This is a genomic window from Notoacmeibacter ruber (assembly GCF_003668555.1).
GTDB lineage: Bacteria > Pseudomonadota > Alphaproteobacteria > Rhizobiales > Rhizobiaceae > Notoacmeibacter > Notoacmeibacter ruber.
Genome location: NZ_RCWN01000001.1, coordinates 654,961 through 667,138, shown reverse-complemented (window position 1 = coordinate 667,138; position 12,178 = coordinate 654,961). Strand labels below are relative to the sequence as shown.

10 protein-coding genes are annotated in these 12,178 nt (G+C 59.3%); 3 read left to right on the top strand and 7 right to left on the bottom strand.

All coding sequences use genetic code 11. The features are described from left to right. Positions 1-118: 118 nt before the first annotated feature. Both D8780_RS03100 and D8780_RS03095 read right to left on the bottom strand, forming a co-directional pair. Entirely contained in the window at positions 119-1,144 is a 1,026-nt protein-coding gene (locus D8780_RS03100) for a TRAP transporter substrate-binding protein (protein WP_121644313.1), read from the bottom strand. A 32-nt stretch (positions 1,145-1,176) separates the two neighbouring features. Continuing rightward, entirely contained in the window at positions 1,177-1,734 is a 558-nt protein-coding gene (locus D8780_RS03095; RefSeq protein ID WP_199699544.1) for a gluconokinase, read from the bottom strand. A 102-nt stretch (positions 1,735-1,836) separates the two neighbouring features. On the opposite strand from D8780_RS03095, the gene gntR reads away from it, so the two are divergent. After that, positions 1,837-2,871 (top strand): HTH-type transcriptional regulator GntR, encoded by a 1,035-nt coding sequence (gene gntR, locus D8780_RS03090; RefSeq protein ID WP_281004557.1) that lies wholly within the window; start codon positions 1,837-1,839, stop codon positions 2,869-2,871. Positions 2,872-2,995: 124 nt separating this feature from the next. Here gntR and hupB read toward each other — a convergent pair whose 3' ends face one another. After that, on the bottom strand, positions 2,996-3,271 hold the full coding sequence (hupB, locus tag D8780_RS03085) for a DNA-binding protein HupB (RefSeq protein ID WP_121644311.1): 276 nt from the start codon (positions 3,269-3,271) through the stop codon (positions 2,996-2,998). Between the two features lie 182 nt (positions 3,272-3,453). Beyond that, positions 3,454-5,874: an endopeptidase La gene (gene lon / locus D8780_RS03080; RefSeq protein WP_121644310.1), complete on the bottom strand. Its 2,421-nt coding sequence runs from the start codon at positions 5,872-5,874 to the stop codon at positions 3,454-3,456. A 276-nt stretch (positions 5,875-6,150) separates the two neighbouring features. Between lon and D8780_RS03075 the strand changes: the two genes are divergently transcribed. Continuing rightward, positions 6,151-7,914: a mechanosensitive ion channel domain-containing protein gene (locus D8780_RS03075; RefSeq protein ID WP_121644309.1), complete on the top strand. Its 1,764-nt coding sequence runs from the start codon at positions 6,151-6,153 to the stop codon at positions 7,912-7,914. Positions 7,915-7,923: 9 nt separating this feature from the next. Here D8780_RS03075 and D8780_RS03070 read toward each other — a convergent pair whose 3' ends face one another. From D8780_RS03070 to D8780_RS03060, 3 genes are all read right to left on the bottom strand, one after another. Beyond that, positions 7,924-8,877 (bottom strand): mechanosensitive ion channel family protein, encoded by a 954-nt coding sequence (locus D8780_RS03070; protein ID WP_158598426.1) that lies wholly within the window; start codon positions 8,875-8,877, stop codon positions 7,924-7,926. A gap of 202 nt (positions 8,878-9,079) precedes the next feature. Continuing rightward, positions 9,080-10,357: an ATP-dependent Clp protease ATP-binding subunit ClpX gene (clpX, locus tag D8780_RS03065; RefSeq protein WP_121644307.1), complete on the bottom strand. Its 1,278-nt coding sequence runs from the start codon at positions 10,355-10,357 to the stop codon at positions 9,080-9,082. Between the two features lie 152 nt (positions 10,358-10,509). Then, complete coding sequence (locus D8780_RS03060; RefSeq protein ID WP_121644306.1) at positions 10,510-11,139, bottom strand: ATP-dependent Clp protease proteolytic subunit; 630 nt, start codon at positions 11,137-11,139, stop codon at positions 10,510-10,512. Positions 11,140-11,428: 289 nt separating this feature from the next. Here D8780_RS03060 and D8780_RS03055 point away from each other — a divergent pair, with 289 nt between their 5' ends. Continuing rightward, positions 11,429-12,172, top strand: coding sequence for a hypothetical protein (locus D8780_RS03055; protein ID WP_147440269.1), 744 nt, complete (start codon positions 11,429-11,431; stop codon positions 12,170-12,172). Positions 12,173-12,178: the final 6 nt, after the last annotated feature.

The window sequence follows — 12,178 nt, the reverse complement described above, 5'->3', positions numbered from 1 at the left end:
CTCCTCCCGAAGCCTGGCAGGACGGTCTAGTACCGCAAGGAAAGCGGCATGCGCCTGTGTAAGGCAAGGCGGCAGCCGTCGCGCGCCGATGGAACGGTTCGCCACGGCTGCCGACGACTTACTTGTCCATCAGACCCTTTTCCTGAAGATAGGCCGTCAGCGTGTCGTACACCTTGCCGGCATTCTCCGAACGCTCGGCGACCTTCTCCCATTCCCCGCGCGCGATGGTACGGAATTTAGCGCGCTCTTCCTCCGACCAGTCATGCACGGTGATCTCACCGGATTCCTTGGCCTTGGCGACCGCGGCCTCGTCATCTTCCTTCAGTGAGGATATCTGGTTCTGCGCGAACTCCGCGACGGACTTTTCCAGCGTCTGCTTGATATCGTCGGGGAGGCTGTCCCACGTCTCCTTGTTCATCGAAACCTCGACGAGAGGCATGGAATGGAAGCCGGGGTAAACGGGATGCGGCGCCACATCGTGGAGGCCTTGTGCCTGGTTGGTCGAGAAGACCGTATAATCGGCGGCGTCGATCACGCCCTTGTCGAGCGACGTGAAGACTTCCGAGCCCGGCAGGTTGACCGGGGCAGCGCCTGCCGCAGCGAATACCTGCTGAACGAGGCCCTCGGGAGCGCGCATCTTCAGACCCTGCAGATCATCCACGCCTTCGAGAGGAACCTTTGAGACGAAGGCCTCAAGGCCGGGCGTGGTCGCGCCGATGAAGTGGAGGCCATACGGCTCTTCCAACTTGTTCATCAGTTCCTTTCCGCCGCCTTCCTGCATGAAGTCGAGCATCTGCTGCGGATCGGACCACGCGCCAACGGGATTGGCGATCAGGCCGAAGGCCGGATCCTTGCCGGCGAAGTAGGAAACATCGGTGACATGGCCATCGAGGATACCGGCAGCGATGGCATCCTGGGTCTCGTTATGCGCGACGATCGACTCAACCGGCATAAGTTCGATCTGGACCTTGCCGTCCGTCATTTCATTGACGCTTTGGGCCCAACCCTTCTGCATCTCGAAATTCGGATTGCCGGCCGGATCACTGGACTGGAAGCGGAACGTGTAGTCCTGCGCAAGGGCAGTGCCACCAAGCCCCAGTCCCACGGCCGAAGCGAGCGCGAGCGTCTTGATTGAATTGAACATAAGATAACCTCCCAGATGGACTTCAGACGACCTCAGCGCGGGATACGCACCTCGGTCGGTGTTGCAGGCGCTGCATTCGGCGCAACGCCCAGTTTTCTCAACGCCTCGTCGACGAGGGCATCGAGCGTTTCAGAAAGATCGAGTGTGACGCCGGGCTCGTCCGGCTCCAGCGGCTCCAGAACGTTGAGCTGGCTTTCGAGAAGGGACTGGCCGACGAAATGGTTCTGCCGGCCTTTCAGACGCTCGGCGATCAGATCGGGCGCACCGTTCAGGAAAACGAATTTCGTTGCCGGGAGGTATCGGCGAAGCCTGTCACGATAGATGCGGCGAAGGGCGGAGCAGGCAATGACAATGCCGTCGGCTGCATCAGCGCTTTCACGGGCCGCCGCCCCCACCCGATCCAGCCACGGCGTTCGATGCTCGTCGTTCAGACCGATGCCGCGCGACATCAGGTCTCGGGCTTCGTCAGAATGGTAGTCGTCGGCCTCGATAAACGGCACATCCAGCCGGTCGGCCAGCATGACGGCGAGCGTGCTCTTGCCCGCGCCGCTGACGCCCATCACCACAAGTGCGATATCGCGATTGCTCACACGAAATACCTCCCAATCCGTTGATAGATGATAGCGCTAACATTTGTCAACACAGCAAATTGTGCTAGCTTTGCCGCTCTTCTCTAGGATTGGTTTAAGTAATTGAAATCAAGTCGTAACGGTGGGATTACAATTGCCGACGTCGCCCGGCAGGCTGGTGTTAGCGCTATGACGGTTTCGCGCGCTCTTCGCGAGCCGGCCCGGGTTTCGGAGAAGACACGCGCCCATATTCAGGCGGTTATCGAGAAGTTGGGTTATACCCCAGATCCCGCTGCTCAGGCCCTGGCTGCCGGTCGCACCAATGTCATCGGCGTGATCGTGCCCTCGGTGACGAACAATGTCTTTGCCGACGTCATGCGCGGGATCTACAATTCGTCGGAGGGGACGCGGTGGCAGATTCAGCTCGGCAACTCCCGCTATTCCCCCATTCAGGAAGAGCGGCTTGTCAGAACCTTCCTCAACCAGAGACCTGCGGGGCTGATCCTCGCCGGCATCGACCAGTCAGACGAAACCAAAGCGCTGCTGCGCCAATCCACCTGCCGTATGGTTCAGGTGATGGAGATCGGCGAGAACCCCTTCGATCTGATGATCGGCTTTTCGCATTTCGACGGAGCACGGAGCGCAACGCGGCACCTCATCGAGATGGGGTATCGGCGGCCGGGATTTCTCGGCGCGCGGCTCGACCCGCGAACACAGCGGCGTCTCGACGGTTTCCGTGACATACTGAGAGAGGAAGGTCTTCTCGACACCAATCGGATCGTTACGACGCCTCAGCCCTCCACCGTCACGCTTGGAGGCTTGCTGATGGCGGACCTTCTGTCTCGCGCGCCCGATACCGACGCCATTCTGTGCAACAATGACGACCTTGCGCTCGGCGCCCTTTTCGAATGTCAGCGCCGCGGCCTTTCGGTACCCTTCGATTTTGGAATCTGCGGCTTCAATGATCTGGAGATGATGGCTGCGGCCAACCCTGCGATCACAAGTGTGCGCACACATCGTCTCGAAATGGGCGAAAGAGCATTTCGTATGCTGGCCGACGCGCTGGAAGGTCACCCGCCCGACGAGCCAGTGGTTGATCTCGGCTTCGAAATCATTCAGCGCGAAAGCACGCGGCGCGGGCGCCACTCTGCCCTATAGGTACCGGGCTCGACGACCACCGAGCCGCATCCGTTCTACTCCATAAGAAAAGGCCGCTGCACGATGCAGCGGCCTTTTCTTTCTCTTCAAAACCGGGCTGGAGCATGAACGCCCGGAAAAACTCTTACTTGTTGACCGAATCCTTCAGGCCCTTACCGGCCGTGAATTTCGGAACGTTGCGAGCCGGAATATCGACTTCAGCGCCCGTCTGGGGATTGCGTCCCTTCGAGGCCTCACGACGCGTCACGGAGAAATTACCGAAACCGACGAGACGAATGTCACCACCCTTGCCGAGTTCGGACTGAATGGTTTCGAAGACAGCATCGACAGCATCGCCAGCTTCAGACTTCGACATGTTGGTTTTCTCGGCGACCGAGGCGACGAGCTCATTTTTGTTCATGGGTTTCTCCTCTTCCAATTTCGACCGTAGAAGCCTGCGGCTCTTATCCGGCACGTTGGTCCAGCCATCTACGCTCGTAGAATAACAGGGGCACGCCACAGATACAGAAAATTCGAGCCCTGAAAAGGCCGAAAAGGCCGGAAAATCCGGCCTTTTCGCATAATTTCTGTGGAACAATCCGCTTAGTGAGCGACTGTAATCCCGGTGCTGTCCGAAACGTCCGGAACTGGCACAACCTCAGGTTCGGTCCATTCGATGGGCTCCGGCTGCCGTGTCAGAGCGTGACTCAACACCTCGCCCACCCGGCTGACGGGCACGATTTCGAGACCGTCCTTCACATTTTCCGGGATATCCGCCAGATCCTTGGCATTGTCTTCCGGAATGAGAACCTTCTTGATGCCGCCCCGGTGGGCCGCCAGAAGTTTCTCCTTGAGCCCGCCGATCGGCAGGACGCGCCCGCGAAGCGTCACCTCACCGGTCATGGCGATGTCCTTGCGGACCGGAATGCCGGTCATGACCGAGACGATTGACGTGACCATCGCGATACCGGCGGAGGGACCGTCCTTCGGCGTCGCACCCTCGGGAACGTGAACGTGAATATCACGCCGGTCGAAGATGGGCGGCTCGATACCGAAATCGACAGCCCTGCTCCGGACATAGGATGCAGCAGCCGAGATCGACTCCTTCATCACGTCCTTGAGGTTACCGGTGACGGTCATCTTGCCCTTGCCGGGCATCATCACGCCTTCGATGGTCAGCAATTCGCCGCCGACCTCCGTCCAGGCCAGCCCGGTGACGACACCGACCTGATCCTCGCCCTCGGCTTCGCCGTAGCGGAAGCGCGCCACACCAAGGAAGTCTTCGAGATTCTCTGCCCTGACCGAAACCTTGTCGACATCGGCCTCCTTGAGAATCTTCGTGACCGCCTTTCTGGCCAGCGTCATGAGCTCGCGCTCGAGGTTACGGACGCCCGCTTCGCGGGTATAGGTCCGCACGATCTGGCGGATGGCATCCTCGGCCACCGTGAACTCATCCTCGGACAGAGCATGATCCTTGATCGCCTTGGGTAGCAGATGCCGCTTTGCGATCTCGACTTTCTCGTCCTCGGTGTAGCCGGCGATCCGGATGATCTCCATGCGGTCCATGAGCGGCGCTGGGATATTCAGCGAGTTGGCTGTGGTGATGAACATCACGTTGGACAGATCGTACTCGACCTCGAGATAGTGGTCCGAGAAGCTGTTGTTCTGTGCCGGATCAAGAACCTCCAAAAGCGCCGAAGAGGGATCGCCCCGGAAATCCTGACCGAGCTTGTCGATCTCGTCGAGCAGGAACAGCGGATTGTTCTTCTTGGCCTTCTTCATCGACTGGATGATCTTGCCGGGCATGGAGCCGATATAGGTCCGGCGGTGACCGCGAATTTCGGCTTCGTCCCGAACGCCACCCAGCGCCATGCGCACATATTCACGACCGGTCGCCTTGGCGATCGACTGCGCAAGCGACGTCTTACCCACGCCGGGAGGGCCGACGAGGCAAAGGATCGGGCCTTTCAGCTTGTTCTGACGGCTCTGGACCGCGAGATATTCGACGATCCGCTCCTTGACCTTTTCGAGGCCGAAATGGTCGTCATCCAGCACCTTCTGCGCACCGTTAAGATCGGTCTTCACGCGCGACTTCTTGCCCCACGGGATGGACAGCAGCCAGTCAAGATAGTTTCGGACAACCGTCGCCTCGGCACTCATCGGGCTCATGGCACGCAGCTTCTTCATCTCCGCATCAGCCTTTTCACGGGCCTCCTTGGAGAGTTTCGTACGCTTGATGCGCTCTTCGAGTTCGCCGTTTTCGTCGCGGCCATCCTCGCCTTCGCCCAGCTCCTTCTGAATGGCCTTCATCTGCTCATTCAGATAATATTCGCGCTGGGTCTTCTCCATCTGTCGCTTGACGCGCGAGCGGATGCGCTTCTCGACCTGAAGCACAGAAATCTCCGCTTCCATGAAGCCCATCGCCTTTTCCAGCCGCTCCTTGACCGGCAGGGTGGCAAGCATCTCCTGCTTTTCAGTAATCTTGATGGCGAGGTGGCTGGCAATCGTATCGGCGAGCTTCGAAAAATCCTCGATCTGACCGGCCGCGCCGACGACCTCGGGACTGATCTTCTTGTTCAGTTTCACGTAATTCTCGAAGTCGGAGACCACGGAACGCGAAAGAGCCTCGATCTCGACGGCGTCCTCTTCCGGTTCGCCGAGAATTTCGGCGTCCGCTTCATGGAAATCCTCACGATCGGTGAAAGACTGAAGGCGCGCACGCGACTGCCCTTCGACCAGCACCTTCACGGTGCCGTCCGGCAGCTTCAGCAATTGCATGACGGTCGCGAGTGTGCCGACCTCATAAATATCGGACGGATCGGGATCGTCATCCGTCGAGTTCTTCTGCGTGGCGAGGAGAATCTGCTTGTCGGCGTTCATCACGTCCTCGAGAGCAGCAATGGATTTGCTGCGCCCGACGAACAACGGCACAATCATATGTGGGAACACAACGATATCGCGCAGAGGAAGCACCGCGTAGCGGCCTTCGGCGACCACATCGGGACGCTGTTCCTTATCAGACATTCGTTTTCCTTTCCTGGCCCAATAGGCCCTTCGGCGACATCTCTGACACCCCGGGTAGACGGCAATGCTTTAAGAGACGTCCGCTGGATTCGCCGCGAATCCGTTAGACATAATGTGGCCTTCGACCAAGGCTGTTTCAAGGATTTGGAGCGTTTCCCGGTATTTGCCCTCAGAAACCGTTCCTGCAGCGATTTGGCGGGGCCGGTCACAGGTGGTATTTGGTGAAACCGGGACCGGATCGCCCCCTTCGCATCCAGCAGGAAGAGGACCATCGCCTTGCAACGATTCCCCGCCGCCTCGCCGCGCCGAATCGCCGTTCTTTTTGCGAACGCACTTTTCGTCCTGTTTCTTGCCGTTGCGGGCGCGGCGGCTCAATCCACCAGTAGCGGCGGGGGCGATGGCGGCAGCAGCGGCCCGCCAAGCCGCTGGTTCGAGGTCGATCAGCTCAATGAGGGGCTGGGCGAACCGGGCGCGAACCTTTCTCGCGAAACACCACAGTCCGCCATGGAAACCTTCATCGGCCTCGTGCGCGACAAGCGCTACGAGGACGCGGCCCATCTGCTCGACCTCAGCCATATCGATGTTGCCGATCAGAAGAGGCTCGGTATCGAACGCGCCGCCCAGCTGGAAGCGGTTCTGGAACGAAAGATCTGGCTGGACTGGGATTCCCTTTCCGACCGGCCGGACGGGATGGATCCAAGAGGCTCCAGTCGAGATGCCACCGCAGGCCAGCCACGCCGCGACATCAGCCTCGGACAACTCAGTCTCGACTACCGTCCTGTCTCCATCCGCCTGCGGCGGCTCAAGGAGGGTGATAGCGATCCTGTCTGGGTCTTTTCGCGTCAGACCGTCGACAATATCGAGGGCCTTTACGAAAGTTATGGCCCAAGCCGCTTCGAAAAGTGGCTGCCTGCATCACTCACCAAGAACACACCCCTCGGCATCGCCGGCTGGGAATTGATTGCCCTGCCCATCGCGATAGCCGTTCTCGTCGCAGCGTTCCTGCTGACCTACCGAAGCCTTCGCTCGCTCAAATCGAATGTCGGCGATGGCGTTCTTTGGGAGGTGCTCGACGCGATCGCCCTACCCGCGGGCTCAATGGTGACTGGCATTATCGGTTGGCTGCTCACCCGCTACCTCTTTGTCTTTTCCGCACCCGTCGACGTTTTCATGTCGCCGCTCTGGACCGCCTTTCTGGTCCTCGCCCTCATCTTTCTGATCGTTCGCGTCTTCGACACCATCCTGGAACGGGTCTTCGCCAGAAATATCGACGACATCTCGAAGCCGGAGAACGAGGGCGACCGCGAGCTTCAGACCAACCTTTCCGCCGCCCGCCGAATCGCGCTGATTGTCGTGGCTGTCGCGGGTTTCGGGCTGGTCCTGCTGCAAACGACCATATTCGATGGCATGGCCGTTGCACTGCTCGGCTCTGCGGGACTCCTCACTCTCGTCATTGGCTTCGCCGCCCGGTCGGCTCTCTCTTCGATCATGTCATCGCTGCAGATTGCGCTGTCGAAATCGGCCAAGATCGGCGACGACGTCCTCTTCGAAGGCTATTGGTGCACGGTTGAGCGCATCAACTTCACATTCATCCAGCTGCGCAGCTGGGACCGGCGACGCATCATCGTACCGGTCGATTACTTCGTCAGCCATCCCTTCGAAAACTGGACGAAGAAAGACGCCACCATCACCAAATATGTCGAGCTCAGGCTCAACCATCTCGCAGATCTGGAACCGATGCGCGAAGCTTTTCAGAAATTCGTCGAAGACGATGAGGATATCATCACGAAGAACGAGTCCAAGGTTCAGGTGGTTGGACATGAGGCATCCGGCATGCTCGTTCGCTTTTATGCCGACGCGCGTGACCCCACCAGCGGCTGGAACATGCAGTGCCGCCTGCGCGAGGCGATGATCGTGGCTGCCGCCAGATTGGAACCCAAGCGTGGCGATCAGGCGATCTTCCTTCCCGCCGAACGGGAGGCAAAGATTGTCGATCTGACGACAGACAATTCATCGGACAGTACCGACAAGCAAAATTGAAAAGCGTCGCTACGCCGCGCGGAACGACCCTCGCTCCGAGGCGGCCATCTCTTCGTCTACGTAGGTGGCGCCGGCCGCGTGGCGGCGCAGAGCGTCGGCGGTTCGTGTCAGACGGTCACTGCTGTGCTCACCCATCGCGTTCCGCTCCATTTCTTCGAGAAAAGCGAATGTGATCGCGGTTTCCAGATTGCTCGCCTCTTCCACCAGACAATAGAGATTGACATGCAGAACCGCACCGCCTCGCTCATTCGTCCGAACAGCGATGGAGGGCGTGGGACCGCAGTCCTCGCAGCCAGCCCTGGCGGAAACAAGCCTGTGAAACCGTTCGGCCCGTTCCGCGTCGCGCATCGTGGCATCGGCAACGATCTCCTGCACCGCATCGAGAGCAGCGCGAACCGACACCGAAGGATGAAGCGTCAGCGCGAAACCATGCGGAGCATAGCGACGCGGCGTCGGCTCCAGCTTGACCGCATCGAGCAGGAAGACGGAGTTCGGCAGGACAAAGGTGCGCCCGGTTCCGCGATGTCCCGAGCCGACCGGAGGCAGCTCCTGCAGGGTCGTCGAGAACAATCCGTGATCGATCACCTCGCCGCGCAATCCATGGATTTCGATCCGGTCTCCGACACGGAAAAGGTGGCCGCCGATTCGAAGCGCTGCGCCACCGGCACACATGATCAGTTCTTTCGTCGCGATGACGAGCGCCACCATCACGGCGGTCAGGGAGAGCAGAAGAGTCTGAAGCTGATCGATCCACAGCGCCAGCAGACCGATTATCAGAACGCCATTGATGGCCGCGCGACAGGCCGCCCGATGCCTGTTGCGATACTGTTTTTCGAGGCGCTGGATGTAAAGCTTCTCCGTGGTGGTGCGCGCAATGAGCGCAAGCGCCAGCAGATAAAGGCTCCAGGCCACAGGGCCCGTCAGCAACGTCACGAAGGAGGGGGACAGGGACGACAGTGTCACGGATAGCGCTCCACACACCGAAAACGAAACGATCGCCAGCTTTGGGGCGGGCGACCGGTTCCACACCGTTAGCATTGCGCCCAATTTGGTAAATCTCTTCTTACCAATTGCGCTCCATCAGCGGTCGTCAGACTATCCGGATGTGGAAAAGAAAAGGGCGCCTCCGAAGAGACGCACTCGATTCATTCGGTAAAGCCCGGCCTCAAGCGGAGGTCTTGCCCTTTTCCTTGCGGCTTTCGGAGTAGATGTAGAGCGGCTGTGCATTGCCAGCGACGACTTCTTCGGAAATCACCACCTCCTGCACGCCTTCCATACCGGGCAGATCGTACATCGTGTCGAGCAGGATGCCCTCCATGATGGACCGAAGGCCACGGGCACCGGTCTTCCTCTCGATCGCCTTGCGCGAAATGGCACGCAGCGCATCCTCATGGAAGGTCAACTGCACTTCGTCCATCTCGAACAGACGCTGATACTGCTTCACGAGCGCGTTCTTCGGCTCGCTCAAAATCTGGATCAGCGCGTCTTCGTCGAGATCTTCGAGCGTGGCGAGAACCGGCAGACGACCCACGAACTCCGGAATAAGACCGAATTTCAGAAGATCTTCCGGCTCCACCTTACGGAACAATTCACCTGTCTTGCGGTCGTCGGGATTTTCGACACTGGCGGCAAAGCCGATCGATGTCTTGCGCCCGCGATCGGAGATGATCCTGTCGAGACCGGCGAAGGCCCCGCCGCAGATGAAGAGAATGTTGGCCGTATCGACCTGCAGAAATTCCTGCTGCGGATGCTTGCGCCCGCCTTGCGGCGGCACGGAGGCGACAGTGCCTTCCATAATCTTCAGCAGAGCCTGCTGCACGCCTTCGCCGGAAACATCCCGCGTGATCGACGGATTGTCCGACTTGCGGCTGATCTTGTCGATCTCATCGATATAGACGATGCCGCGCTGCGCCCGCTCGACATTATAGTCGGCCGACTGCAGCAGCTTGAGGATGATGTTCTCGACATCCTCGCCCACATAACCGGCCTCGGTCAGTGTCGTGGCGTCGGCCATGGTGAAGGGCACATCGATGATGCGCGCCAGCGTCTGCGCCAGAAGTGTCTTGCCGCAGCCGGTCGGCCCAATCAGAAGAATATTGGACTTGGCAAGTTCGACGTCCTGGTTTTTCGACGCATGGGCGAGCCGCTTGTAATGGTTGTGGACGGCCACCGACAGCACGCGTTTCGCGTAAGGCTGCCCGATGACGTAATCGTCGAGAACCTCAAGAATTTCCTGTGGCGTCGGCACCCCGTCGGAGGATTTGACGATGGAGCTCTTGTTCTCCTCGCGGATGATATCCATGCACAGTTCGACGCACTCATCACAGATGAAGACCGTCGGTCCCGCGATGAGCTTTCGAACCTCGTGCTGGCTCTTGCCACAAAAGGAGCAGTACAGCGTGTTCTTGGAATCGCCGCCCCCGTTGCCGCCGACTTTGCTCATATGTTCGTCCTCTCGCTGCCCAGCAATACCGTCTCTTGACGGTCGCCAATGGACTCATTCATCCAACCCAATCACAATTCGCCAATGCAGGCAATTCAACGGGCTGGAAAGTGAGACGGGCCTTTTTTGCCGCAAAACGGCCCGCCAGTTGCTTATTCGCTCTCGCCTTCGACGGCATCACGCGTCGTGATAACCTTGTCGATCAGTCCCCACTGCTGCGCTTCTTCCGCTGTCATGAAGTGGTCGCGGTCGAGAGTGCGTTCCACCGTATCGTAGTCCTGACCGGTGTGCTGAACGTAAACCTCGTTCAGGCGACGCTTCAGCTTGATGATATCCTGGGCATGACGTTCGATGTCCGACGCTTGCCCCTGGAAACCGCCCGACGGCTGGTGAACCATCACGCGTGCATTCGGAGTAGCAAAACGCATACCCGGCGCACCGGCGCAGAGCAGAAGCGAACCCATCGAGGCCGCCTGACCCATGCAGAGCGTCGTCACCGGCGCCTTGATGAACTGCATCGTGTCATAGATCGCCATGCCGCTGGTCACAACGCCACCGGGCGAGTTGATGTAGAGACTGATTTCCTTTGAAGGATTCTCCGCCTCGAGAAAGAGCAACTGCGCACAGACCAGCGATGCCATTCCGTCCTCGACCGGGCCGGTAATGAAGATGATCCGTTCCTTCAGGAGCCTCGAAAAAATGTCGTAAGCCCGCTCGCCGCGATTGGTCTGCTCAACGACCATCGGCACGAGGCTCATTGCGGTTTCGACTGGGTCTCTCATTTATAATCCTTAAGCGTTGCACGGGGAGCGGGCCGGAATATCCGTCCCGCAGAGCGGTGAGCAGCGTTGTTTTCCGCCCTTTTCTTCAGGGGTAGCCGCGAACTCCTAAATAAGGGTTGAGCGCCGCCGATAACAAGGGCCGGAATAACAGCTTCGATCACTACAATTCGAACTAGTAACCTTTCCTGCACGACGTTGACCTTCAGACCGCAGCAAAACACGGTTTCCCTGCGTTAGGCTGACCATGAAGCGAGCGCGTTTCGCGCTGCCATGGACAGGATTCCGCCGCATGACAGACCGTTCCCTCCTACCGTTTCGCCGTTCCGTTGCCTGCGTCTTCGGTTGCGCCTTGGCCCTGACCTCGACCGCGCCGTCCCTTGCGGGTGGGAAGGCGCTGTCGTGCTATCAGGCCGAGCACCGGCCGGCACAATACAAAACGGTGACGAAGCGGGTTCAGGTTTCACCAGCGCGCCAGAGCATCGAACATATTCCAGCCGTCACGAAGACAGTATGGCAAACCGTGGTCACGCAGCCGGCCCGAAAGGAATGGCGTTATGTCGACGCAGTTACCCGGCCTGTCCGCAAGAAGGTTCTGATCCGCCCCGCCGAGCGTGTACCGCAGCACATGCCGGCCGTCGTGCGGACCGTTCACGAGACGATCACCGTGCCAGGCGGCATCGGATGGGAGTGGAGAGTGATTGGCGGCAAGAGGACACTTTGCAAGATCAAACTTCCGCCACGCCAGAAAACGGTTGCGCGCCAAGTCACCGTTCGTCCGGCAACCGTTTCCTACAAGGTCATCCCCGCACAATACGGCACCGAATGGACCCAGGAGATCATTCAGCCGGCGCGGACAGAGGAGGTCTTTATTCCGGCGGTCCGGGAGCGCGTGGCGCAGACCGTCGTCGTCAAACCGGCCCGCGAGCGCGTCCATACCATTCCCGCCGAATACGCAACAGTTACGGAAACAGTGCAGGTGCGCGAGGCCTCAACACAGTGGAAGACTGTCGCATTACGCGGCCATTGCCGTTAGGCGAAC